At 72.9% G+C, this 24227-nt stretch carries 25 protein-coding genes and 1 rRNA gene; 18 read left to right on the forward strand and 8 right to left on the reverse strand.

Going from position 1 to position 24227, the window contains the following annotated elements; translation table 11 throughout:
• Positions 1–39: 39 nt before the first annotated feature.
• Together BMY40_RS04700 and BMY40_RS04705 are read right to left on the reverse strand one after the other, a co-directional pair.
• Positions 40–1440: a metallopeptidase TldD-related protein gene (locus BMY40_RS04700; protein WP_093655536.1), complete on the reverse strand. Its 1401-nt coding sequence runs from the start codon at positions 1438–1440 to the stop codon at positions 40–42.
• On the reverse strand, positions 1437–3002 hold the full coding sequence (locus BMY40_RS04705; RefSeq protein ID WP_093655538.1) for a TldD/PmbA family protein: 1566 nt from the start codon (positions 3000–3002) through the stop codon (positions 1437–1439). Before BMY40_RS04705 ends, BMY40_RS04700 begins: the two co-directional genes overlap by 4 nt.
• 167 nt (positions 3003–3169) lie before the next feature.
• On the opposite strand from BMY40_RS04705, the gene BMY40_RS04710 reads away from it, so the two are divergent.
• The 4 genes from BMY40_RS04710 (at position 3170) to fabI (ending at position 6169) form a co-directional block, all read left to right on the forward strand.
• The gene (locus tag BMY40_RS04710; RefSeq protein WP_093655540.1) at positions 3170–3700 is read left to right on the forward strand and encodes a DUF1648 domain-containing protein; all 531 of its coding nucleotides are present in this window, start codon (positions 3170–3172) and stop codon (positions 3698–3700) included.
• A gap of 100 nt (positions 3701–3800) precedes the next feature.
• On the forward strand, positions 3801–4043 hold the full coding sequence (locus BMY40_RS04715; RefSeq protein WP_143071733.1) for a hypothetical protein: 243 nt from the start codon (positions 3801–3803) through the stop codon (positions 4041–4043).
• 636 nt (positions 4044–4679) lie between these two features.
• The gene (gene fabG / locus BMY40_RS04725; protein ID WP_093655547.1) at positions 4680–5384 is read left to right on the forward strand and encodes a 3-oxoacyl-[acyl-carrier-protein] reductase; all 705 of its coding nucleotides are present in this window, start codon (positions 4680–4682) and stop codon (positions 5382–5384) included.
• Positions 5385–5389: 5 nt separating this feature from the next.
• Positions 5390–6169: an enoyl-ACP reductase FabI gene (fabI, locus tag BMY40_RS04730; protein WP_093655549.1), complete on the forward strand. Its 780-nt coding sequence runs from the start codon at positions 5390–5392 to the stop codon at positions 6167–6169.
• A 124-nt stretch (positions 6170–6293) separates the two neighbouring features.
• Here the strand turns inward: fabI and BMY40_RS04735 are convergent, their stop codons facing one another.
• Positions 6294–6974, reverse strand: a complete 681-nt coding sequence (locus BMY40_RS04735) for a FadR/GntR family transcriptional regulator (RefSeq protein WP_093655551.1) — start codon at positions 6972–6974, stop codon at positions 6294–6296.
• Between the two features lie 115 nt (positions 6975–7089).
• Between BMY40_RS04735 and BMY40_RS04740 the strand changes: the two genes are divergently transcribed.
• The 4 genes from BMY40_RS04740 (at position 7090) to BMY40_RS04755 (ending at position 9596) form a co-directional block, all read left to right on the forward strand.
• Positions 7090–8394, forward strand: coding sequence for a CynX/NimT family MFS transporter (locus tag BMY40_RS04740; RefSeq protein WP_093655853.1), 1305 nt, complete (start codon positions 7090–7092; stop codon positions 8392–8394).
• Positions 8395–8410: 16 nt separating this feature from the next.
• The gene (locus BMY40_RS28905) at positions 8411–8527 is read left to right on the forward strand and encodes an SGM_5486 family transporter-associated protein (protein WP_093655553.1); all 117 of its coding nucleotides are present in this window, start codon (positions 8411–8413) and stop codon (positions 8525–8527) included.
• 243 nt (positions 8528–8770) lie between these two features.
• Positions 8771–8986, forward strand: a complete 216-nt coding sequence (locus tag BMY40_RS04750; protein ID WP_093655555.1) for a hypothetical protein — start codon at positions 8771–8773, stop codon at positions 8984–8986.
• A gap of 88 nt (positions 8987–9074) precedes the next feature.
• The gene (locus BMY40_RS04755; RefSeq protein ID WP_093655557.1) at positions 9075–9596 is read left to right on the forward strand and encodes a SixA phosphatase family protein; all 522 of its coding nucleotides are present in this window, start codon (positions 9075–9077) and stop codon (positions 9594–9596) included.
• A gap of 121 nt (positions 9597–9717) precedes the next feature.
• On the opposite strand, the gene serB is transcribed toward BMY40_RS04755, so the two are convergent.
• On the reverse strand, positions 9718–10965 hold the full coding sequence (gene serB / locus BMY40_RS04760) for a phosphoserine phosphatase SerB (RefSeq protein ID WP_093655558.1): 1248 nt from the start codon (positions 10963–10965) through the stop codon (positions 9718–9720).
• Positions 10966–11235: 270 nt separating this feature from the next.
• Between serB and BMY40_RS04765 the strand changes: the two genes are divergently transcribed.
• From BMY40_RS04765 to BMY40_RS04780, 4 genes are all read left to right on the forward strand, one after another.
• A complete protein-coding gene (locus BMY40_RS04765; protein ID WP_093655561.1) occupies positions 11236–13803 on the forward strand; it encodes an ABC transporter ATP-binding protein/permease in 2568 nt (855 codons plus the stop codon).
• A gap of 281 nt (positions 13804–14084) precedes the next feature.
• On the forward strand, positions 14085–15224 hold the full coding sequence (locus BMY40_RS04770) for a GAF domain-containing sensor histidine kinase (protein WP_093655562.1): 1140 nt from the start codon (positions 14085–14087) through the stop codon (positions 15222–15224).
• Entirely contained in the window at positions 15217–15870 is a 654-nt protein-coding gene (locus BMY40_RS04775; protein WP_093655564.1) for a response regulator, read from the forward strand. The genes BMY40_RS04770 and BMY40_RS04775 overlap by 8 nt, the downstream gene beginning before the upstream one ends.
• A gap of 233 nt (positions 15871–16103) precedes the next feature.
• Entirely contained in the window at positions 16104–16310 is a 207-nt protein-coding gene (locus tag BMY40_RS04780; protein ID WP_093655855.1) for a chaplin, read from the forward strand.
• Between the two features lie 91 nt (positions 16311–16401).
• Here BMY40_RS04780 and BMY40_RS04785 read toward each other — a convergent pair whose 3' ends face one another.
• Positions 16402–17184, reverse strand: coding sequence for a hypothetical protein (locus BMY40_RS04785; protein ID WP_093655566.1), 783 nt, complete (start codon positions 17182–17184; stop codon positions 16402–16404).
• A gap of 108 nt (positions 17185–17292) precedes the next feature.
• Here BMY40_RS04785 and BMY40_RS04790 point away from each other — a divergent pair, with 108 nt between their 5' ends.
• From BMY40_RS04790 to BMY40_RS04805, 4 genes are all read left to right on the forward strand, one after another.
• Entirely contained in the window at positions 17293–18084 is a 792-nt protein-coding gene (locus tag BMY40_RS04790; RefSeq protein WP_093655568.1) for an ABC transporter ATP-binding protein, read from the forward strand.
• A 21-nt stretch (positions 18085–18105) separates the two neighbouring features.
• Positions 18106–18528, forward strand: coding sequence for an NfeD family protein (locus BMY40_RS04795; protein WP_093655570.1), 423 nt, complete (start codon positions 18106–18108; stop codon positions 18526–18528).
• 106 nt (positions 18529–18634) lie between these two features.
• Complete coding sequence (locus tag BMY40_RS04800) at positions 18635–19594, forward strand: SPFH domain-containing protein (RefSeq protein WP_093655572.1); 960 nt, start codon at positions 18635–18637, stop codon at positions 19592–19594.
• A gap of 98 nt (positions 19595–19692) precedes the next feature.
• Entirely contained in the window at positions 19693–20460 is a 768-nt protein-coding gene (locus BMY40_RS04805; RefSeq protein WP_093655574.1) for a sulfite exporter TauE/SafE family protein, read from the forward strand.
• Positions 20461–20536: 76 nt separating this feature from the next.
• On the opposite strand, the gene BMY40_RS04810 is transcribed toward BMY40_RS04805, so the two are convergent.
• From BMY40_RS04810 to BMY40_RS04820, 3 genes are all read right to left on the reverse strand, one after another.
• Positions 20537–21046: an HNH endonuclease gene (locus tag BMY40_RS04810; protein WP_093655576.1), complete on the reverse strand. Its 510-nt coding sequence runs from the start codon at positions 21044–21046 to the stop codon at positions 20537–20539.
• A 376-nt stretch (positions 21047–21422) separates the two neighbouring features.
• The gene (locus BMY40_RS04815; RefSeq protein ID WP_093655578.1) at positions 21423–21962 is read right to left on the reverse strand and encodes a YbhB/YbcL family Raf kinase inhibitor-like protein; all 540 of its coding nucleotides are present in this window, start codon (positions 21960–21962) and stop codon (positions 21423–21425) included.
• 130 nt (positions 21963–22092) lie between these two features.
• The gene (locus BMY40_RS04820; protein ID WP_093655580.1) at positions 22093–22875 is read right to left on the reverse strand and encodes a sporulation protein; all 783 of its coding nucleotides are present in this window, start codon (positions 22873–22875) and stop codon (positions 22093–22095) included.
• A gap of 133 nt (positions 22876–23008) precedes the next feature.
• Here BMY40_RS04820 and BMY40_RS04825 point away from each other — a divergent pair, with 133 nt between their 5' ends.
• On the forward strand, positions 23009–23677 hold the full coding sequence (locus tag BMY40_RS04825; protein WP_093655582.1) for a DNA-3-methyladenine glycosylase: 669 nt from the start codon (positions 23009–23011) through the stop codon (positions 23675–23677).
• A 435-nt stretch (positions 23678–24112) separates the two neighbouring features.
• Positions 24113–24227 (forward strand): 16S ribosomal RNA (locus tag BMY40_RS04830); the annotation flags it as partial.

Genomic DNA, 24227 nt, shown 5'->3' on the forward strand with positions numbered 1-24227 from the left:
GTGGTGGTCCCGGTCGGTTCCGGTAGGAGTCTATGCCGCTCACACACCCCGGCTGACTGAGCTCATGTTGAAGTCCGGCACGCGCAGGGCGGGCATCGCCGCCCGCGTGAACCAGTCCGACCACTCGCGCGGCAGGGTGCGCTCGGTCCGGCCCGCCTCGGTGGCCCTGGACAGCAGGTCGACCGGCGACTCGTTGAAGCGGAAGTTGTTCACCGCACCCGTGACCTCGCCGTTCTCCACCAGGTAGACGCCGTCGCGGGTCAGCCCCGTCAGCAGCAGCGTCGCCGGGTCCACCTCACGGATGTACCACAGGCAGGTCAGCAGCAGGGCCGGGCCGTCGTGCCCGGAGCCGGTGACCATCTCCTCCAGCGACGCGGTGCCGCCCGCGTCCAGGACCAGGTTGTCGATCCCGGGCGCCACCGGCAGGCCCGTCAGCTCCGCCGAGTGCCGGGTGGTCAGCAGGTGGCGCAGCTCGCCGTCGCGCATCCAGTCGGTGGCGCGCAGCGGCAGGCCGTTGTCGAAGACCGAGGCGTCGTCGCCGGAGGAGTGCGCGATCACGAACGGCGACGCCTCCAGGCCGGGAGCGCCCGGATCGCTGTAGAGCCTCAGCGGCAGCTCCGACAGCCGCTCGCCCACCCGGGTGCCGCCGCCGGGCCTGCTGAACACCGTGCGCCCCTCGGCGGCGTCGCGTCCCGCCGACGACCACATCTGGTAGATCAGCAGGTCAGCCACGGCACTGGGCGGCAGCAGCGTCTCGTACCGCCCGGCCTCCAGCTCCACCTGCCGCCCGGCCCACTCCAGCCGCCGCGCCAGCTCCGCGTCCAGCGCCCGGGGGTCGACGTCGGCGAAGTCGCGGGTGGCCCGCCCCGCCCACGCCGACCGGGTGCGGTCGGGGGACTTGGCGTTGATCTCCAGGGTGCCGGTGGGCTGGTCGTGGCGCAGCCGCAGCCCGGTGGAGGTCCCCAGGTAGGTGGAGACCATCTGGTGGTTGGCGAAGCCGTACAGCTCCCGGCCCTCGGAGCGGGCCCGCGCGAAGGACTCGCCCAGCGCCGGGGCGAAGGAGTCGAACACCGAAGAGGAGGTCTCGGCAGGGGCGTCGGTGAAGTCGGCGGAGACGGGCACGCCCTCCACCAGCGGCCGGGCGTCCTCGGCCGGACCCGCCGTGCGCGCGGCCTCCTCCGCGGCCCGCACCAGCGGCTCGATGTCGTCGTCGGTGACGGCCGAGCGGGAGACCACCCCCGACGCCGTCCCCTCGGAGCCGTCGACGGTCGCGACGACGGTGAGGGTGCGGCCGCGGGTGACGCCGTTGGTGGTCAGCGTGTTGCCCGCCCACCGCAGGTTGGCGGTCGACTCCTCGTCGGCGAGGACCACGCAGCCGTCGGCCCGGGACAGCGCCAGGGCGCGCTCGACGACCTCGTGGGGGGCGGGGGACTTCGTCATCGACCGGCCTCCTGGGCGGTGTTGAGGATGTTGACGCCGCGGAAGAGCGCGGAGGGACAGCCGTGCGAGACGGAGGCGACCTGGCCCGGCTGGGCCTTGCCGCAGTTGAACGCGCCTCCGAGCACATACGTCTGCGGCCCGCCCACGGCCTCCATCGAGCCCCAGAAGTCGGTGGTGGTGGCCTGGTATGCCACGTCGCGCAACTGCCCGGCGAGCCGTCCGTTCTCGATCCGGAAGAAACGCTGCCCGGTGAACTGGAAGTTGTAGCGCTGCATGTCGATCGACCACGAGCGGTCGCCGACCACGTAGATCCCCCGGTCCACACGGGAGATCAGCTCCTCGGTGGACGGCCCGTCCGGATCGGGCCGGAGCGAGACGTTCGCCATGCGCTGCACGGGGACGCTGGAGGGGGAGTCGGCGTAGGCGCAGCCGTTGGAGCGGCCCAGCCCGGTCAGCTTCGCCATCCGCCGGTCGAGCTGGTAGCCGACCAGGATCCCGTCCCTGACCAGATCCCAGGACTGCGCCTCGACGCCCTCGTCGTCGTAGCCGATGGTGGCCAGTCCGTGCTCGGCGGTGCGGTCGCCGGTGACGTTCATGACCGGCGAGCCGTACTTCAGCGTGCCCAGCAGGTCGGGCGTGGCGAAGGAGGTGCCCGCGTACGCCGCCTCGTAGCCCAGCGCCCGGTCCAGCTCGGTGGCGTGGCCGATCGACTCGTGGATCGTCAGCCACAGGTTCGAGGGGTCGACCACCAGGTCGTAGGAGCCCGGCTCCACGCTGGGCGAGCGCATCTTCTCGGCCAGCAGCTCCGGGATGCGCGCCAGCTCCGCGTCCCAGTCCCAGCCGGTGCCGGTCATGTACTCCCAGCCCCGGCCGGCGGGCGGGGCCAGGGTCCGCATCGAGTCGAAGTCGCCGGAGTCGGTCACGGACACGGCCGTCAGCTCCGGGTGCAGACGGACGCGCTGCTGGGTGGTGACGGTACCGGCGGTGTCCGCGTAGAACTTGTTCTCCTGAACGGTCAGCAGCGAGGCGTCCGCGTGGGAGACGCCGTCCGCCCCCAGCAGCCGCTCGCTCCACCGGGCCAGCAGGGCGGTCTTCTCCGCGTCCGGCACGTCGAACGGGTTGACCTCGTAGGAGGAGACCCACGTCCGCTCGCCGTGCACCGGCTCGTCCGCCAGCTCCACCCGTCCGCCCATCGCCCACCGGTCCGCGGCGGAGGCGCTCCGCGCGGCCGCGCCGGCACCGGCCGCCTCGGCGACCCTCGCCGACAGCTTCGCCATCTCCACGGCCCGGCTCGCCACCTTCGCGGCGGCGTCCATCGTCAGATCCACCCCGGAGGCGAAACCCCACGCGCCGTTGTGCACCACGCGCACCGCGTATCCGGCGTCGGTGATGTCCGAGGACCCGGCCGGCTTCGCGTCGCGCAGCCGCCAGGAGGCGCTGCGGTTCCGCTCGAAACGGAAGTCGGCGTGCTCGGCCCCCAGGGCCCGGGCCCGCGCGAGCGCCGCGTCGGCGAGCGCGCGCAGCGGCAGCGCCAGGAAGGACTCATCGATCTCGTGCACCACTGACGCTCCTCCTTGTCGATGCATGACCGCAGTGAACCATGCCCCACCGGCCGGCCGCGGCCGATAAACGACGGCCGCGGCACGCGGCCCTGCCTGACCCGGCCGGTGCGGGCCTACCCTGGCCGGTGAAGGGGCAGGGGGAGAGGGAGGCACCGGGGGAGGGGCGTATGGGCGACGGGAACGGGAGCCGGCCGGACTTCCCGTGGGTGTGGCTGCTGCCGCAGCTCGCCGTACTGGCGGGACTGGTGGTCTGGGGCGCCGCGGTGTACCCCGGCCTGCCGGAGAGGGTGCCGCAGCACATCGGCCCCGGCGGGATCGACGCCTGGGCGGACAAGTCCGTCGCAGCGGTCTTCGTGCCCGTCCTGGTCTACGCCGGGACCGCCGCGGTGATGACCGCCGCCTCGGCGGCGGTGCTGCGGGTGCGCCCCGTGAACGAACTCGCCCCCGGCGAGCGGGCCTCCTCCCTGGTCAACCGCCCCTCCACCCGTGCCTCGGCGCTGCGGACGGCCAGGGCCACGCTCCAGCTGGGCTTCTGCATCGGCCTGTCGATCGCCGTGACGTGCACGGTGATGTGGCGCGCCGAACCGGACCCCCGCGCGCCCGCCTGGCTGCTTCCCGCGGTGCTCGCCCCGATCGCGCTCGGCCTGGTGCCCGTCCTGGCCGCGGCCGTCCGGGACCGCCGCGACCGGCGGAAGTGACCCGGACTCCGGTGTGTTCCCGCGCCGCGCCGGGTACTCGCGGCCGGGCCGGCCCGCGGGCCGGCCGCCGGAACGCGAGAACCGCAGGGAGGAGCGCGCCGTGAGCGACTACTCAGGGCCCTACGACGGCAGGCAGCACGACCCGTCCGAGATGAGGAGCGGTACGGACAAGGGGAGGAACGAGGGGGAGAAGGAGCGGCGCCCCGAAGGGCAGGAGCGGCCCGCGCGGACCGGACGCGAACGCTCCGGGGACGAGGGCGAGGGCGAGGAGGCCGGGGAGGGGGACCGGAGCCCGGACGCCGGTCCCGCCGTCACCGGACCGCCGCCGGCCCCGGAGAGCTGATCGGGGGCCGGCTCCGCCACGAGGGAGAGCGTCTCACCGTCGACGTACCGTCCGCGCCCGTCGAACGCCTTCTCCGCCACCGCACGGGCATCGGGCCCGTGCACCCGCTCGGCACCGGGGAAGGTGAAGAGGACGGGGGCGACATCGGCGATGTGCCCCACCGGTGCGTGCGGCCCCAGCCGGGAACGCGGTGACCGCACGACGGGCATGCAGAACTTCCGCACTTCCGCGACCACGGCGACATGGCGGTGTTCCCCCCGGTGATCTCCGCCCGGTGGCCGTCGGGCACCTCCATGCTCAGCGGAGTGCGGCACAGCGCATGGAAGCGGGCGCTGCCGGAGGGGACGTCCACGGCCGCCGGCCGTTCGAGCATCACTGTCGCGATGCGCTTCCTCACGCTCTTGCACCATGCGCTACCCGGCGCAGTGGAGCGGAACGCTGTGTGATCACCCGATTCTCGTACGGTCGCCGCCGTACGGGCGCCGGAGCCGGGCGTACACGCTGGTCCGGGGCGGTTTTCTGTAGGGATCCCACAGGAGCCCGGCGAAGCCCCTGTCGGGGACCCGTTCCCCGGCGCGGGGGGCCGGACGATAGTTTCTTGCGGAGTACCTGCTCCCCATGGAAGAGGGTGTTCCCTTGAGCCGCTCGGTTCTCGTCACCGGAGGCAACCGCGGCATCGGCCTGGCCATCGCCCGGGCGTTCGCCGACGCGGGCGACAAGGTCGCCGTCACCTACCGGTCGGGTGAGCCGCCGGAGGGTTTCTGCGCCGTCAAGTGCGACATCAACGACGCCGAGCAGGTGGAGCAGGCCTACAAGGAGATCGAGGAGAGGCAGGGCCCGGTCGAGGTGCTGGTCGCCAACGCCGGTGTCACCCGGGACCAGTTGCTCCTGCGGATGTCCGAGGAGGACTTCACGTCCGTCCTGGAGACCAACCTCACCGGCACCTTCCGGGTCGTCAAGCGCGCCTGCCGGGGCATGCTCCGCGCGCGCAGGGGCCGCATCGTGCTGATCTCCTCCGTCGTCGGCCTGCTGGGCTCGGCGGGGCAGGCCAACTACGCCGCCTCCAAGGCCGGCCTGGTCGGCTTCGCCCGCTCGGTCGCCCGGGAGCTGGGCTCCCGCAACATCACCTGCAACGTGGTCGCGCCGGGCTTCGTGGACACCGACATGACGCGCGCGCTCACCGACGAGCAGCGCGCGAAGATCGTCGAACAGGTCCCGCTGGGCCGCTACGCCCAGCCCGAGGAGGTCGCCTCCTCGGTGCGCTTCCTGGCCTCGGAGGAGGCCGCGTACATCACCGGAGCCGTCATTCCCGTGGACGGCGGATTGGGCATGGGTCACTGAACGTCATGAGCGGACTTCTCGCCGGAAAGCGCATCCTCGTCACCGGGGTGCTCACCGACTCCTCGATCGCCTTCCACGTCGCCCGGCTGGCGCAGGAGGAGGGCGCCGAGGTCGTCCTCACCGGTTTCGGGCGGCTGACGCTGGTGCAGCGCATCGCCAAGCGGCTTCCCAAGGAGGCCCCGGTGATCGAGCTGGACGTGCAGAACAGCGAGCACCTGGACACCCTGGCCGGCAAGGTCGCCGAGCACCTCGGCGAGGGCGTCGGACTGGACGGCGTCGTGCACTCCATCGGCTTCGCGCCGCAGGACGCGCTGGGCGGCAACTTCCTCAACACCGGCTGGGAGTCGGTCGCCACGGCCGTCGAGGTCTCGGCGTACTCCCTGAAGTCGCTGACCATGGCCCTGATGCCGCTGCTCGAGAAGCGCGGCGGCTCGGTCGTCGGCATGGACTTCGACGCGCAGGTGGCCTGGCCCAAGTACGACTGGATGGGCGTGGCCAAGGCCGCACTGGAGTCCACCTCCCGCTACCTCGCCCGCGACCTGGGCCACAAGAACATCCGCTGCAACCTGGTGTCGGCCGGGCCCATCAAGTCCATGGCCGCCAAGTCCATCCCGGGCTTCGAGGAGCTGGCGGACGTGTGGAACACCCGCGCCCCGATCGGCTGGGACCTCTCCGACCCCGAGCCCGCCGCGCGCGGCGTGGTCGCCCTGCTCTCGGACTGGTTCCCGAAGACGACCGGCGAGATCGTGCACGTGGACGGCGGCGTCCACATGATGGGCGCGTAGCGCGCCCGCGCTCGGAGGACCCCCGGGGCCGCCCCCGGTCCCGCGCCGGGACCGGGGGCGGCCCCGATGCGTGCCGCGGCGGGCCCCTGCGGGCGAGCGCCGGGGACAGGAGCCGGGGGCGGGGTCAGTCGCCGGTGCCGGAGCCGCGGCAGGTCCGGGCGTACGAGCCCGCCTCCCGCGCGGCCGTCTCCGCGTCGCGGGAGGCGATGGCGTCCACCAGCCGCCCGTGGTCCAGATACCCCTCCGAGCGCAACTCCTCGCCCACGTCGTTGCGGAGGAAGGTGCGCACGACGGTGCCGAGGTCCGCGTAGAGCGCGGTCAGCACCTCGTTGTGGGACGCCCTGACGATCGCCAGGTGCAGCGTGACGTCGGCCTCCACGAAGCGCTCCACCTCGCCCGTCTCCCAGGCCGCCTCGCGCCGGCGCAGCAGTGTCCGCAGCTGGCGCAGGTCCTGCTCGGTACGGCGGTGCGCGGCCAGCCGGGCGGCCTCGGCCTCCAGCACCGAGCGCAGCTCGGCCACGTCGCGCGGGTCGGCGTCCGCGAAACGGCGGTGCATCACCCCGGCGAGTTCGCTGGTGGCCACCACGTAGGTGCCCGAGCCCTGCCGGATGTCCAGCAGCCCGTTGTGGGCGAGGGCCCGCACGGCCTCGCGCACGGTGTTGCGGGCCACCCCGAGCTGTTCGACCAGCTCGGGCTCGGTCGGGATGCGGGAGCCCACCGGCCACTCGCCGGAGGTGATCTGGTCGCGCAGGGCGTCGATGACCTGGTCGGCCAGGGCGGAGCGGCGGGGCGAGGTCAGGGGCATGGCACTTCCCGGGTCGGCGGGGGCGGTGGGCATGGCGGGTACGGCGGGTACGGCGAGCGAGCGGTGAGGCGCATCAGGTGGCCTCGATTCATCCAATGATCCTATGATGCATGTCATGGCTGACGATCCCGTGACCATCGACCGCCGGGCCGAAAGGGGGGACCCGGACAGGGTAGGCACCCGTACCGCCGCGGGCGCATCCCCGCGCGCGGTCGCGGACGCCTCCCCGTGGGCGCGGCGGCTGCTGGTCGCGGGCATCGTCCTGGCCGCCCTCAACCTGCGCCCCGCCATCACCGCGCTCGGCCCGCTCCTGGAGGAGGTCCGCGAAGCGCTGGCGATGAACGGCACCGTCGCCGGACTGCTGACCTCCGCGCCCGCCCTCTGCTTCGCCGTGTTCGGCGGCGCAGCGCCCCGGCTGGCCCGCCGCTGGGGCCCGGCGGCCGTCGTGCTCGCCGGGATGGCCGCCGTCACCGCCGGTCTGGCGCTGCGCCCCCTCGCCGGCGGAACGGCCTGGTTCCTGGCCGCCAGCGCACTGGCGCTGGCGGGCATCGCGGTCGGCAACGTCCTGATGCCCGTGGTCGTCAAACGCTGGTTCCCCGACCGGATCGGCCCGATGACCGGCCTGTACTCCATGGCGCTCTCCGTGGGCACCGCCGCGGCCGCCGCCCTCACCGTCCCGGCGGTCCAGGCGCTGGGCGGCGGCTGGCGCCTCGGGCTCGGGATGTGGGCGCTGCTCGGCGCCCTCGCCCTGGCGGCGTGGGTGCCGGTCGTACGCGGCGCCCGCACCCGCACCGCCGCGCCCGCCGGCCCCGGGGCCGGCGCGGACGCTCCCGGTACCGGAATCCGCATCACCCGCTCCGTCACCGCCTGGTCGCTCGGCGTCTTCTTCGGATTCCAGGCCACCGCCGCCTACGTCGTCATGGGATGGCTGCCGCAGATCTTCCGCGACGCCGGGGTCCCCGCCTCCACCGCCGGACTGCTGCTGGCGGTCACCATGGGGATGAGCATCCCCCTGTCCTACGTGCTGCCGCGGATCGCCGCCCGGCTCGGCCACCAGGGCCCCCTCGTCGCCGTCCTGGCCTGCTGCGGACTGGGCGGATACGCCGGACTGTGGTTCGCCCCCGCGCAGGGAGCCTGGGCCTGGGCGCTGCTGCTGGGCGTCTCCAACTGCGCCTTCCCCCTCGTCCTCACCATGATCGGGATGCGCGCGAGGACCGGTGCCGGGGTCGCCAAGCTCTCCGCCTTCGCGCAGGGCACCGGCTACCTGATCGCCGTTCCCGGGCCGCTGCTGGTCGGAGCCCTCCACCAGCACACCGGGGGCTGGCACGCGCCCCTGGCCCTGATGGCCGTCCTGATGACCGCCCAGCTCGCGGTGGGCCTGGTGGCGGGCCGGGACCGATGCGTCGAGGACGGCGGCTGAGTGCGACACTGGGCGCATGCCAGTGCTCGAACCCCATCCGCCCAACGGCCAGAAGAAGCTGCTCCTCGTCCTCGGCGCGATGCTCGGCGTCACGATCGTGATCGGCGTCCTCGCCTCCGTCATCGCCCCCTAGCCCGTCCCGCGGCCCCTCCGGTGCCCGCCACCGCCGGGGTGCCGAGACCGCCCGCCACGGCCCCGCGGCACGGCCCCGCGGCGTGGCCGTGGCGCGGGGCCGTGGCGGGGCGGGCCCCACCATCCCCTAGGGGGTCAGGCTCAGGGGGCAATGGGTGGATCGCCGGATGGGACGGCGGCCCCGCGGTCCGTAGCGTCGGAGCACACGCCCAGGACGCCACGGAAGACGACGGAGGCGAGCCCGATGACGGCCCACGCACCCACCCGGCACACCTCCCGGCCGGCGGCCGGCGGCGCGGACGCACGGCTGCCGTGGTGGGCCGCGGCGCTGCCCGTGATCGCCTTCGCGGTGCTGCTGTCGCTGCTCGCCGGCGGAGGCGAGGCCGAGGCCGCCGACGCCGAGTCCCACCGGTACCTCGCGCACCTGCTGGACCGGCTCCGGGAACTCCTGCCGCACTGACCTGCCGCCTCCGGCCGCGATGTCACCCGGTCGTGGACGGGCCCCAACTCCCCGCGCCACACGCCGCCGTTCGTGCGAAGCTGGAGACATGAGCGCCGATGTGTCACGCAGGATCGTCATCCTCCGACATGCCAAAGCCGACTGGCCCGACGACGTGGCCGACCACGACAGGCCCCTCGCGGAACGGGGGCGCAGGGACGCACCGGCCGCCGGCCGCTGGCTCGCCGCCAGCGGCATCGTCCCCGACCTCACCCTCTGCTCCACCGCCGCCCGCACCCGCGAGACCTGGAAGCTGGTCGTCCACGAACTGCCGCAGCGGCCGAGGACGGTCTACGAGGAGCGGCTCTACGAGGCCTCGCTCGGCGAACTGATCGCGGTGGTCAACGAGGTGCCGGACGACGTCGTGGACCTCATGCTCGTCGGCCACAACCCCGGCATGCACGCCATGGCCGACGCCCTCGCCGGAGAGGCCGAGGAGGACGCCAGGAACAGGCTGGACCACATCGGCTTCCCCACCTCCGCCGCGGCCGTGGTCTCCTTCACCGGCTCCTGGAAGTCCGTGGAGCTGGGGACCGGCCGCCTCGAGGCACACTGGGCGCCGCACGACTGACCCCGGCCGGCAGCCGCCGGCGAGGGACGGCGACGGGCCCGCCGGTCCGGATTCACTCCGCTCCGGCGGGCCCGTCGCCGCGCGTCCGCGTGTGTCCACGAGGGTGCCGCGCCCGGCCGCCTCACACCGCGGTGTCGGCCGCCTCGACCTCCTCGCGCGTGACGCCCAGCAGGTACAGCACGGTGTCCAGGAACGGCACGTTCACCGCGGCGTGCGCGGCCTCCTGCACCACCGGCTTGGCGTTGAATGCGACCCCTAGCCCCGCGGTGTTGAGCATGTCCAGGTCGTTGGCGCCGTCGCCGATCGCCACGGTCTGGGCCAGCGGCACCCCGGCCTCCGCCGCGAAGCGGCGCAGCAGCCGGGCCTTGCCCGCCCGGTCCACGACCTCCCCGACGACCCGGCCGGTCAGCTTCCCGTCCACGATCTCCAGGGTGTTGGCCGAGGCGAAGTCCAGCCCCAGCCGCTCCCGCAGATCGTCGGTGACCTGCGTGAAACCGCCCGAGACCACGCCCACCTGGTAGCCCAGGCGCTTGAGTGTGCGGATGAGGGTGCGAGCCCCCGGCGTGAGGCGGACCTCGGAGCGCACCTTGTCGACGACCGACTCGTCCAGCCCCTCCAGCAGCGCCACCCGGGCGTGCAGCGACTGCTCGAAGTCCAGCTCGCCGCGCATGGCGGCGGCGGTCACCTCGGCGACCTTCTCCTCGCAGCCGGCGTGCGCCGCGAACAGCTCGATCACCTCGTCCTGGATGAGCGTGGAGTCCACGTCCATCACCACCAGGCGCTGCGCCCGGCGGTGCAGCCCGGCGGCGACCACGGCGACGTCCACGCCCAGGGCCGCCGCCTTCGGGGCCAGGGCGGTGCGCAACTCCTCCGTCCCGGTGCCGGAGACGGCGAACTCCACCGCCGTGACCGGGTACTTCGCCAGCCGGAAGATGCGGTCGATGTTGCCGCCGACACCGGTTATCCGGGCGGCGATGGCGGCCGTGGCCTCGGCGGTCAGCGGATGGCCGAGCACGGTGACGTGGGAGCGGCCGGTGCCGCGCGGCCGGTTGTCGCCCCGGCCGGAGATGATCTCCGCCTGGAGCCGCATCGACTCCGCCCAGGAGTGCACGGTCGCCCGCAGCTCCCCCTCGGCCCCGCTTCCGTCCGGCGTGGTGACCAGGGCGCACAGGGTGATGCGGCCGCGGGTGACGACCTGCTCGATGTCTATGACATCCAGGGAGTAGGCGGCCAGCGTCTCGAAGAGACCTGCGGTGATGCCCGGCCGGTCCTTGCCGAAGATCTTCACCAGGAGGGTGGGGGTGTCGGCGTCCGCCCCGGTGGCGGCGACGGCGGCGGGGACGGGCGGCGGGGTCTGCGAAGCGCTCATGATGATCCCTACGGTATCGAGCACCAGGGCGGTTCCGTACGCACGTCCGTACCCCGGACAGCCCCGGTCAGGCCCCGCCGGAGGTGGCCCGCACCTCCGCATCCGGCCCTTCCGGCGGCCGCGAGCGGACCGTAGCGGTTCGGCAACCATCCGGCGGGGGCGGCTTCATGTCCGGCCGCGGAGCCTGGAATAGTTCCTCCACGATCGTTCGCCATCCCTAGCCCCCTCATCACAGGGGGTAACTCGGGGGACAACTTTGTGGGGCATGGAGTGCCGGAACTCGTACTGGAACTGAACGGACGGACCTGGACGCTCGACCCGTCCAGGTCCTACACCCTCGGACGTGATCCGCAGGGTGATCTCGTGGTCGACGACGCCAGGGTCTCCTGGCGGCACGCCACACTGCGCTGGGCCGGCAGGAGCTGGCTCGTCGAGGACCACGGCAGCACCAACGGCACGTACGCGCAGGGACGGCGTGTCCAGCAGACGGAGGTCGGCGCGGGCTCGGTGGTGCACCTCGGCAACGCCACCGACGGGCCCCGGCTGGCCTTCTCCGGCCGGACCGAGGCGGCGCCCGCGCAGACCGCGCCCACCCCCCAGCCGGTCGCGCAGCCGCAGGGCGGCCCCGGCTGGGGCCACCAGCCGCAGGCCCCGGCCCCGCAGCAGCCGGCCCCGCAGCAGGGTCCGCCGCAGCAGATGCAGCAGCACGTACAGCAGCCGGTGCCGCAGCAGTACGCGCCGCAGCCTCCCCGGGGCGAAGCCCCTCCGCACGGCGGCGCGCCGCAGCAGGGGGGCGCCCCGCTCCACGGCGACCACCGCAACCCGACCACGTTCCACCAGTTCTCGCTGGGCCGGGTGGTGCGGATCGGCCGTGCGCTGGAGAACGAACTGGTCGTCTCCGACCTCCAGGTCTCCCGCCACCACGCGGAGTTCCGCTCCACCCCCGACGGCCGCTTCGAGATCCGCGACCTCGGCAGCCACAACGGCACGTACGTCAACGGCCAGCCGCTGCCCAAGTCGGGCACGGCGGTCATCGGCCCCGACGACATCGTCGGCGTCGGCCACTCGACCTTCCGGGTGGTGGGCGACCGGCTCGAGGAGTTCGTCGACACCGGTGAGGTCTCCTTCTCCGCCCGTCATCTGACCGTCAAGGTCGACGGCGGCAAGGTGATCCTCAACAACGTCACCTTCGGCGTGCCCGAGAAGTCCCTGGTGGCCGTCATCGGACCGTCCGGCTCCGGCAAGTCCACACTGCTGCGCGCCCTGACCGGCTACCGCCCGGCCGACATCGGCGAGGTCCTCTACGACAACCGGAACCTCTACAAGCAGTTCGCCGAGCTGCGCCAGCGCATCGGCCTGGTCCCGCAGGACGACATCCTCCACAAGGAGCTGACCGTCCGCACCGCCCTGCGCTACGCCGCCAAGCTGCGCTTCCCCGGCGACGTGGCCGAAGCCGAGCGCAACGCCAGGGTCGAGGAGGTGCTGGCCGAGCTCAAGCTCGACATCCACGCGGGCAAGAAGATCACCTCACTCTCCGGCGGCCAGCGCAAGCGCGTCTCGGTCGCCCTGGAACTGCTCACCAAGCCGTCGCTGATCTTCCTGGACGAGCCGACCTCCGGCCTGGACCCGGGCATGGACCGCGACGTGATGAAGCTGCTGCGGGAACTGGCCGACGACGGCCGCACCGTGCTGGTGGTCACCCACTCCGTCGCCGAACTGGCGCTGTGCGACCGCGTCCTGGTGATGGCGCCCGGCGGCGGCGTGGCCTACTTCGGCCCGCCCGAGGAGGCCCTGAACTTCTTCGGCTACGAGAGCTGGGCGGACGTCTTCTCGGCCTTCGAGAACTACCGCGACTACGACTGGATCGGCCGCTGGCAGGGCTCGCAGCACTACCGGCTCTACGCCGCCGACCTCGACACCGCCGCCCCGCAGCAGGCACACCCCCCGTACGCGCAGCACGCGGTGCCCCCCGCACCGGCGTCCCGGCCGCCCAAGCCGCAGAGCTGGGGATCCCAGCTGTGGACCCTCACCCGGCGCTACATGTCGGTCATCGCCTCCGACAAGGGCTTCCTCGCGCTGATGGTCATCCTGCCCGTGATCCTGGGCGTGGTCAGCACGGTGATCCCCACCGACCACGGCCTCACGCGCAACCCCGAGGGCTTCAACCAGCACGCGGGCACCATCCTGCTGATCCTCGCGGTCGGCATGTGCCTGTCCGGTGCGGCCAACTCGGTCCGCGAGCTGGTCAAGGAACGGGTCATCTACGAACGCGAACGGGCCACCGGCCTGTCCAGGTCCGCCTACCTGATGTCCAAGGTGATCGTCCTCGGGATGATCACCGCCTTCCAGGGCGTGATCATCTGCGCCATCGGCTTCTCGGTGCGCGAACTGCCCGAAGAGGGCCTGATCATGCCCACGGCCGTCGAACTGTGCGTGGGGATCATCGCCTTCGGCCTCACCTCCATGATGGTCGGCCTGGTGATCTCCTCCCTGGTGAAGACCTCCGAGATGACCATGCCCCTGCTGGTGGGCTTCGCGATCATCCAGCTCGTCTTCACCGGTGTGCTCTTCCAGGTCTTCGACGCGCCCGGCATCGAGCAGGTCGCCTGGCTGATGCCCTCGCGCTGGGCTGTCGCGGCCACCGGAGCCACCGTCGACCTGTCGCGCACCATGGCCCCCTGGGACCGCGAGAACCCCACCAACCTCGACCCGCTGTGGGAGCACAGCACGGGGGTGTGGGTGATGGACATGCTGATCCTGCTCGCCATCGGCGTCGCCTGCGGTTTCGCGGTGGCCCGCCTGCTGCGCCGCCACGAGCCGGAGGTCATGCGCAAGTAACCGCACGGCACGCGACCGCGCGGCCCCCGCTCCGAACGCCCCCGCCCCGCCGGGAGGATCCGGCGGGGCGGGGGCGCTCGGGGCGGAAGGCCCGCGAGAACCGCCGGACCGCCGGACGGCGGCGCGCCCGCCCCGCCCGGGCCGCGGTGCGTTCCGGCCGCGGTGCGTTCCGGCCCGCGCACCCCGCTCCGGGTCCGCCGCCGGTCCTACGACCACCGCCCGGCCCTCCCCGGGGCGGTGGGCCGATCCACCCCGCGAACCCCCGCCGGTACCGTGACCGCATGCTCCCGAGAACCGGGCTGGCGGCCGTCAGCGCCGCCCTGCTCGCCATGAACCGCCGCCTGGAGGTCCGCGAGGTCCTGCAGACCATCACGACCTCCGCGCGCGAGCTGCTGGACGCCGAGTACGCCGCCCTCGGCGTCCCCGACGACCACGGCGGCTTCGCGCAGTTCGTGGTGGCCGGGGTCAGCGACGACCGGTGGCGGGCGATCGGGCCGCTGCCCCGCCAGCACGGCATCCTCGCCGCCATGCTGCGCGACGCCTCCCCGCAGCGGCTCGCCGACGTCCGCCGGGACCCGCGCTTCGAGGGCTGGCCCGACGCCCACCCGGAGCTGGCCGACTTCATCGGCATGCCGATCGCCGACGGCGAGGAGGTCCTCGGGGCGCTCTTCCTCGCCAACAAGCGGTGCGAACGCCCCGGGGGAGGCTGCGGCTTCACCGGGGAGGACGAGCAACTGCTGCGCCTGCTCGCCGAGCACGCCGCCATCGCGCTGACCAACGCCCGCCTCTACGAGCGCAGCCGTGAGCTGACCATCGCCGGGGAGCGCGCCCGCATCGCCCACGAACTGCACGACGCCGTCTCCCAGAAGCTGTTCTCCCTGCGCCTGACCGCACAGGCCGCCACCGCCCTGGTCGGCCGCGACCCGGACCGAGCCAGGGAGGAGCTGCGCCGGGTCGCCGGGCTGGCGGCCGAGGCCGCCGACGAACTGCGGGCCGCCGTCGTGGAGCTGCGTCCCGCCGCCCTGGAGGAGGACGGGCTGGTCGCCGCCCTGCGCAGCCAGGTACAGGTCCTGGACCGGGCGCACAGCGCCCGTGTCGTCCTCGACTCGGAGGGCGTGCGGGCGCTGCCGGCCGCCCAGGAGGAGGCGCTGCTGAGGGTGGCGCAGGAGGCCCTGCACAACGCCCTGCGGCACTCCGGCGCCCGGCGTGTCGCCGTCTCCCTCGCCCGCCGCGGCACCGGTGCGGTGCTGCGGGTGGCCGACGACGGAAGCGGCTTCGACCCCTCGGCGGTCCGCCGCGCGGGCCGCCGCCTGGGCCTGGTGTCGATGCGCGACCGGGCGGACGGGGTCGGCGGCACGCTGAGGGTGGAATCGGAGCCCGGCCGGGGCACCGTGATCGAGATGGAGGTGCCCGGTGGCTGACACGACCGCCGAGGTGATCAGGGTCCTGCTGGTGGACGACCACCAGGTCGTACGCCGGGGGCTGCGTACGTTCCTGGAGGTCCAGGACGACATCGAGGTGGTCGGCGAGGCCGCCGACGGGGCGGAGGGCGTGGCCCGCGCCGAGGAGCTGCGGCCCGACGTCGTCCTGATGGACCTCAGGATGCCCGGCGCCGACGGCGTCGAGGCGCTGCGCACACTGCGGGGACTGGGCAACCCCGCCCGGGTGCTGGTCGTCACCAGCTTCACCGAGCAGCGCACCGTCGTCCCCGCCCTGCGCGCGGGCGCCGCCGGCTACGTCTACAAGGACATCGACCCCGACGCCCTGGCCGGGGCCATCCGCTCGGTGCACGCCGGGCACGTCCTGCTGCAGCCCGAGGTCGCACGGGCCCTCCTCAGCCAGGAGGGGGCCGGCGGCGGGCCGGGCCGGGGCACCTCCCTGACCGAACGGGAGCGCGAGGTGCTCGCGCTGATAGCCGACGGGCGCTCCAACCGGGAGATCGCACGGCATCTGGTGCTGTCCGAGAAGACCGTCAAGACGCACGTGTCCAACATCCTCATGAAGCTGGACCTCGCCGACCGCACCCAGGCGGCGCTGTGGGCCGTCCGGCACGGGATGGCCGGCTGACGGGCGGGCACCGCCGGTCCCGGCCGGGCGCCCGCCCCGTGCCCTCCGGACCGGCACGGTATGCCCCACGGCGGAAATCCATGCCTAAATTCATACGAACGTGTGGACGTCGCCGGTGCGGCGTGTCGCGATCGGCCCCGGCCCGTTCTCCAGTGCGTGCCGCGGCGACCGGCCGCGGCGAACGCTAGGAGGATCGAGAAGTGAAGAACCTCAAGAGGATCACCGCCGTCGCGATGGTGGCCGGCGGGCTCGTCGCCGCCGGCGCGGGCGCGGCCTCTGCCAGCTCGGGCGCGCAGGGCGCCGCCGCCTACTCGCCCGGCGTCGGTTCGGGCAACGTGATCCAGGTGCCCGTCCACGTGCCGGTCAACGTCTGCGGCAACACCGTCACCGTCATCGGCCTGCTGAACCCGGCCTTCGGCAACGCCTGCGCCAACGCCTGAGCGTACACGGGCGGGCGCGGCGGGCGGCTCCGCCCGCGCCCGCTCCGCACGGCCGGCCTCCCGGACCCGACCGGGAGGCCGGCCCCCGCGCTCAGCCCCGCTCGCGCTCCTCCACGTACGCGTTGTACGCGGCCACCACCGCCCGCCTGGCCGTACGCTCCACCGGCCGCAGCGCCTCGCCCCGCGCCGCCATCGCCCCCGCGCTCACCGCGCCGCCGTGGTCCGGCCCGCCCGCGATCTCCACCAGCGCGCCCACCCGCTGCGCCAGCTCCAGAACGCGTACCGCGCGCGGCGGATAGCCCGGCGCCAGCAGCCGGCGGCCCGCCTCCGCCCGCGCCCGGTACGCCTCCAGCGCCGCCGCGGCCACCGGCCCGGAGCCGGCCACGTCCAGCCGCGTCAGCACCTCGGTCGCCTCGCGCAGCGCCTCCGCCAGCTCCCGCTCGGCCTCACCGAGCGACGGCACGTCCGCGGGCGGGGCCTCGCGCACCGGCAGGCAGTGCCACACCACCTCGGTGTGCACATCGCCCTGCGGGCCCGCCTCGTGCACCCGCGGCACCAGCCCCAGCGCCGCACCCGTGCCGACCACGGCCTCACCGGCGTCCAGAGCGCGGGCGTTGAACTCGGGCGGCCCGCTCAGCCCCAGCGGGTGCCCCGGCGCGGGCAGCGCCAGCCGCAGACCCGCCACACCCGAGGCGCGCAGCCGGCCGAGCGCGAGGGTGAGACCCACCTCGCCGGGCTCGCCCGGCAGGCCCGCCACGCGGTGCACCGTGTCGTCGCCCACGATGCGCGCAGCGGCGTCGTCGGGCGACACCAGTCCGGCGAACAGGGCATTTCCCCAGGCGGCCAGCCGCCCGGAACGAGGTTCTTCGAGCATGCCCCCAGCCTAAGGACAGCCGCGCAGAGGAGGTGGCGTAGGTTTTCCCTGGGGACTGTGCCCACAGGCACAGGCGACAGCCGCGACTGCAATGGGAGACAACGCGCCATGAGCGATGTACTGGAGCTGGTGGACGTATCCGTGGTCCGCGAGGGTCGGGCTCTGGTGGAAGACGTCTCCTGGTCGGTGAAGGAGGGGGAGCGCTGGGTCATCCTCGGCCCCAACGGCGCCGGCAAGACCACCCTCCTCAACGTCGCCTCCAGCTACCTGTTCCCGACCTCCGGCACCGCCACCGTCCTGGGCGAGAGGCTCGGCGCCGTCGACGTCTTCGAACTGCGCCCGCGCATCGGCATGGCCAGCAGCGCGCTCACCGAGAAGCTCCCGCGCAGCCAGACCGTGCTCCAGACCGTCCTCACCGCCGCCTACGGCATGACCGCGGGCTGGCGCGAGGACTACGACGCGGTCGACGAGCAGCGCGCCCTGGCCTTCCTCGACCGCCTCGGGATGAGCGAGTACCTCGACCGGAAGTTCGGCACCCTCTCCGAGGGGGAGCGCAAGCGCACCCAGATCGCCCGCGCGATGATGACCGACCCCGAGCTACTGCTCCTGGACGAGCCGGCCGCCGGACTCGACCTCGGCGGCCGCGAGGATCTGGTGCGCCGGCTCGGGCGGCTCGCCCGCGACCCGTACGCCCCCTCGATGATCATGGTGACCCACCACGTCGAGGAGATCCCCCCGGGCTTCACCCACGTCCTGATGATCCGCCAGGGCAAGGTGCTCACCGCCGGACCGGTCGAGACGGAGCTGACCTCGGCCAACCTCTCGCGCTGCTTCGGCCTCCCCCTGGTCGTGGAGTACGACGGCGGCCGCTGGACCGCGCAGGGTCTCCCGCTCGGCTGACCCGGGCCCTACCATGGCGGTGTGGACGCATGGGTGTGGTGGCTGATCGCCGCCGTAGGACTCGGGATCCCCCTCGTACTCACGGCCATGCCGGAGTTCGGCATGTTCGCGGTGGGCGCCGTCGCCGCCGCGGCCGTCGCGGCGCTCGGCGGCGGGCTGACGGCCCAGGTGATCGTCTTCGTGGTGGTCTCCACCGCGCTGGTCCTCGTCGTCCGCCCCGTCGCCAGACGCATGCAGATGCAGCGGCCCGAACACCGCAGCGGCGTCGACGCGCTGACGGGCCGCCAGGCCGTCGTGCTCGAGCGGGTCGACGGCTCCGGAGGGCGCATCAAGCTCGCGGGCGAGATCTGGTCCGCGCGCGCCCTCGACGCGAGCGCGTCCTACGAGCCGGGCGACCAGGTGGACGTGGTGGAGATCGACGGGGCGACCGCCGTCGTGATGTGATAGCCGGTGACCGCACGGTCACAACCGTCGGCGACGCCAACGACGCAGACAGCCACGCTGGACACCTCGGTCAGCGTGAAATCCTAGGAACGCAGGGGGAGCCACGATGGACGCCATCATCATCGTGCTGATCATCCTGGTGGTGCTGGTCTTCATCGCACTCATCAAGACGATCCAGGTCATTCCGCAGGCCAGTGCCGCGATCGTGGAGCGCTTCGGCCGCTACACCCGCACACTGAACGCCGGCCTCAACATCGTCGTCCCGTTCATCGACACCATCCGCAACCGCGTCGACCTCCGCGAGCAGGTCGTACCCTTCCCGCCCCAGCCGGTGATCACCCAGGACAACCTGGTCGTGAACATCGACACGGTCATCTACTACCAGGTCACCGACGCGCGGGCCGCGACGTACGAGGTCGCCAGCTACATCCAGGCCATCGAGCAGCTCACCGTCACCACCCTGCGCAACATCATCGGCGGCATGGACCTGGAGCGCACCCTCACCTCCCGCGAGGAGATCAACGCGGCACTGCGCGGCGTCCTGGACGAGGCCACCGGCAAGTGGGGCATCCGCGTCAACCGCGTCGAACTCAAGGCGATCGAGCCGCCGACCTCCATCCAGGACTCGATGGAGAAGCAGATGCGCGCCGACCGCGACAAGCGCGCCGCGATCCTCCAGGCCGAGGGCGTGCGCCAGTCGCAGATCCTCACCGCCGAGGGCGAGAAGCAGTCCTCCATCCTGCGCGCCGAGGGCGAGGCCAAGGCCGCCGCGCTGCGCGCCGAGGGCGAGGCCCAGGCGATCCGCACGGTCTTCGAGTCCATCCACGCCGGGGACCCGGACCAGAAGCTGCTTTCCTACCAGTACCTCCAGATGCTCCCCAAGATCGCCGAAGGCGACGCCAACAAGCTGTGGATCGTGCCCAGCGAGATCGGGGACGCCCTCAAGGGGCTCGGCGGCGCACTGGGCAACTTCGGCCCCGGAGCCCCCTCCGGCGGCTCGTCCGGCACCGCCGCCGCGGGCCGCTCCGACCTGACCAAGCGCCGGGAGCAGCCGCCGATCGACTGAGACACGCCCGCACTCCGCGCCGCACCCGGATACACCGCGACCACGCCCCTCGGGCATGATCGGTGCACCGGACACCGATCGGCTGAGGGGCGTTGCGCGTGAACATCTGGGAGGCGCTGGCGGTCTGCGTCGCAGGCATAGGCGCGGGCACGATCAACACGATCGTCGGCTCGGGGACCCTGATCACCTTCCCCGTGCTGCTAGCGGTCGGGCTCCCGCCCGTCACCGCGAACGTCTCCAACACACTGGGCCTGGTGCCCGGCTCCATCAGCGGCGCCATCGGCTACCGCCGGGAACTGCGCGGCCAGCGCGACCGCGTGCTGCGCCTGAGCGCCGCGGCCCTGGTCGGGGCGGTGACCGGGGCCGCCCTGCTGATCTCGCTGCCCTCCGCGGCGTTCAACACGATCGTCCCGGTCCTCATCGCGCTGGCCCTGGTGCTCGTCGTCGCCCAGCCGCGCCTGGCCCGCGCGATCCGGCGGCGCCGCGAGCGCAACGGCGGGGCCGCCCACCCCCACGGCGGCCCCGCGCTCCTCGGCGGCATGACCCTGGCCAGCATGTACGGCGGCTACTTCGGCGCCGCCCAGGGCGTCATCTACCTCGCGCTGATGGGCCTGCTCATCAACGACGACCTCCAGCGGATCAACGCCGTCAAGAACATCCTCGGCGCGATCGTCAACGGCGCCGCCGCGGTCTTCTTCCTCTTCGTCGCCGACTTCGACTGGATCGCGGTCCTGCTCATCGCGGTCGGCTCGGCGGTCGGCGGACAGCTCGGCGCCCGGCTGGGACGCAGACTGCCGCCGACCGCCCTGCGCGCGGTCATCGTGGCCGTCGGCACGGCCGCGATCATCCAGCTCGTACTGAACTGAACGGATCAGGACAGAGCCGGACCGACCGGACCGGCTCACCGCCCGCGGCGCCGCCGCGAGCCCCCCGCGAGGAACCTCAGGCGGAGGTGGGCAGCGCCAGCCACTCCGGCAGCGCCTCACCGTCCCGCAGCCCCAGCGCGAGGACGAGCGCATCCGCCGGCGTCGGCTCGAACGGCTGCGTCAGCAACCGCATGCCCGCCTGGGCGGGAGTGCGGTCGGCCTTGCGGTGGTTGTCCTCCGCACACGCCGCGACCGTGTTCAGCCAGGTGTCGCCACCCCCGCGCGAACGCGGCACGACGTGGTCCACCGTGGTCGCCCGGCGCCCGCAGTACGCGCACCGGTGCCTGTCCCGTACGAGCACACCACGCCGCGACCACGCCGCCCGTTGTCGGAACGGGACCCGTACGTATCTGCGGAGTCTGATCACCTGCGGCACCGGGAGGTCGACCCGCGCCGCCCGTACGCGCAGCCCGGGGTGCGACTGCTCCACCACGGCCTTGTCCTGCATCACCAGCACCACCGCACGCCGCAGCGAAACCGTCGACAGCGGCTCGAAACCGGCATTGAGCACCAGCGTCTCGCGCATCTCACCCACCTCCGGACCCGCCCCCGCGGCGGGGTGGGACCACTGTGCCGCTGCCCGACCGGGTGGACAACGCAATTTCCGCAGGGTGTACGGGAGATGGCAAAGGAACGGCACGCGGATGACGCGGGTGCCGGTGAACGGGGAGGAGGCGCCCGAGAGCGCGGGCAGCAGGGGCAGCCGACGCGGCCGCCCGTCCCCCGACGGGCTCCGGCGGACGGCGGGCGTGAGCGCGCCCCGCCGCCCCCGCCACTGCGGTGCCGACTGCCCGGCAACCACTGTGCGATTCGGAGACGACGGGGCGCAAAGGCTTTTCCCGCCGGCGGAACGGCCGACGGGACGGCCGCCGGAACGGTCCCGGGACCCCGGGGCGGCCGGTTCAGCCCTCGGCGGGCACCTCGTACTCACCGATGAGCTGTGCGCGGGCCAGTGTGTGGAACCGCAGGTTGAAGCCGACCACGGCGGGCGACGCGTCCGCGTCCACGCCCAGCTTCTCGGTGTCCACGGCGTAGACCGTGAAGACGTAGCGGTGCGGGCCGTCCCCGGGCGGCGGCGCGGCCCCGCCGAAGTCACGCGTGCCGTAGTCGTTGCGGACGTGCACCGCCTCCGCCGGCATCCCCTTCATCTCGCCCGTACCGGCGCCCGCGGGCAGCTCCGTCACGGTCGCCGGGATGTCGAAGACCGACCAGTGCCAGAAACCGCTGCCGGTAGGCGCGTCGGGGTCGTAGCAGGTGACGGCGAAGCTCCTGGTCCCCTCGGGGAAGCCCTCCCAGCGGAGGTGAGGGGAGGTGTTGCCCTCGGCATGGACCTGATCGGGCTTCAGCCGGGCGCCCTCGGAGACGTCGTCGCTCACGACCGTGAACGACGGCACCGGGGGGTGGAAATCGTGGGGGAGCGGGCGCCGCTTCTGCTCGGTCACGTGGGAAAACCTCCTCGGTAGCGCGACAACGCTGCACCGGTCAGCCTAACGATCCCGGCCCTCCGGACGGCGCAGGGCGCGGTCCGGTGCGACACCGGACCGCGCCCCGGAAGGCGAACGCCCCGAACCCTCAGAACCAGTTCCGCCTGCCGCCGACCTCGGCCAGCCACTGGTTGAGGTAGGCGGCCCAGTCGGTCTGCCGGAAGCCCGCCAGGTCCACGGTGAAGGAGCGGTACGTGTCGCTGCCCTCGCTGAACAGACCGGCCTTCTTGTCCATCTCCAGCACGACGTCCATCCCGTGCTCGTCCGCGACGAAGCTCAACTCGACCTGGCTCAGGCCCCGGTACTGCTGCGGGGCCAGGAACTCGATCTCCTGGTAGAAGGGAAGCTTCTGCCGGGTGCCGCGGATGTGTCCCTGCTCCATGTCCGCGTTCTTGAACCGGAACCCGAGGGCGCCGAAGGCGTCGAGGATCGCCTGCTGAGCGGGGAGCGGGTGGACGTTCACCGGATCGAGGTCACCGGAGTCCACCGCCTTGGCGATCGCCAGCTCCGTCGTCACCCCGATGTTCATCCCGGTCAGGTGGCGGCCCGTGAACATGGTGATCGGGGTCTCCCACGGCACCTCCAGCCCGAAGGGCACCGTGTGCACCGCGCCCGGCTGGAGCTCGAAGGCGCCGCCGAGCTGCATGCGGTGGAACTCGACGTTCCTGCTGTACTCCTCCCCCCCGTTCTCCACCTCGACACGGGCCTGGAGGCCGACCGACAGCCCCTGGATCTCCTGGGCGACCGATCCGCCCTGGATCCGCACCTCCCCCTGGACGACGCCGCCCGGAACCACGTTCGGCTCGGTCAGCACCGTCTCCACCGACGCGCCGCCGATGCCCACACTCGCGAACAGCTTCTTGAAGCCCATGTTCTTCCTCCCCCAGGCCCTGGCCTGTGTGTCGTGCCGATCCCTTAGAACGCCCGAAGTCTGCCGGACGGTTCCGCCGGCCAGGGCCGCCGTCCGCAGTCGTTACCCGATGGCTGCACTACGCTCGGCAGGCGTGAGCGCCGACCACGACCGTAAGCCCCTGCCCCGCGACTTCTTCGACCGCCCCGTTCTGGAGGTCGCCCCGGATCTGCTCGGCCGCGTCCTGGTCCGCACGACCGAGGACGGCCCGATCGAGGTCCGTCTGACGGAGGTCGAGGCGTACGCGGGCCGCATCGACCCGGGGTCGCACGCCTACCGGGGCCGCACCGAGCGCAACGCCGTGATGTTCGGCCCTCCCGGCCACGCGTACGTCTACTTCACCTACGGCATGTGGCACTGCCTGAATCTGGTCTGCGACGCGGAGGGCACTGCCAGCGGTGTGCTGCTGCGCGCCGGCGAGGTGCTGGCCGGCCACGAGCACGCGCGCCGGCGGCGGCCGAAGGCACGCGGCGACAACGAGCTGGCCAAGGGGCCCGCCCGTCTGGCCACCGCCCTGGGAGTGGACCGCGCCCTCAACGGCACCGATGTCTGCGGCGACGAGGACGCCCCGCTCCGCATCCTCACGGGTGCCCCGGCTCCCTCGGACCGCGTACGGAACGGCCCCCGCACGGGAGTGGGCGGCGAGGGAGCACTCCACCCGTGGCGCTACTGGATCACCGGGGACCCCTCGGTCAGCCCGTACCGGGCGCATCAGCCACGTCGCCGCCGGGCGCGGCTTGACGCTGGGCCGACCGAGGTCTAACGTAGGCCGAGCCGCTGGAACGGGACGAGGTCCACGGCGACCGTACAGGTCGCGTGAGAGAGGCCCGGAGCGGACACCACCAGATACGGACTCCCCGATTCGGGGGTCGTTTCCGTTGCGCTCAAACGTACGGAAAACCGATCCGAATGGCTCGATTATGAGTCGCCGGAGAGATCCGCTAAGGTAGTGAACACACCGAAGGGAAGCGCCCGGAGGGGCCCCGGACAGGGGTGCCGAAGGAAGCGTCCGTTCCTTGAGAACTCAACAGCGTGCCAAAAGTCAACGCCAGATATGTTGATACCCCGTCGCTCCTCCGGTCCGGAGGAGTCGATGAGGTTCCTTTGAAACACACAGCGAGGACGCTGCGCACCGCGGGAATCATTCCTTCCCGCCGGTGCCGCTCTGCGCGATGTGCCCCGGAGTTCCGGGACAGCATTCACGGAGAGTTTGATCCTGGCTCAGGACGAACGCTGGCGGCGTGCTTAACACATGCAAGTCGAACGATGAACCACTTCGGTGGGGAAGAGTGGCGAACGGGTGAGTAACACGT

Origin of the sequence: Streptomyces radiopugnans (assembly GCF_900110735.1) — a bacterium.
Lineage (GTDB): Bacteria > Actinomycetota > Actinomycetes > Streptomycetales > Streptomycetaceae > Streptomyces > Streptomyces radiopugnans.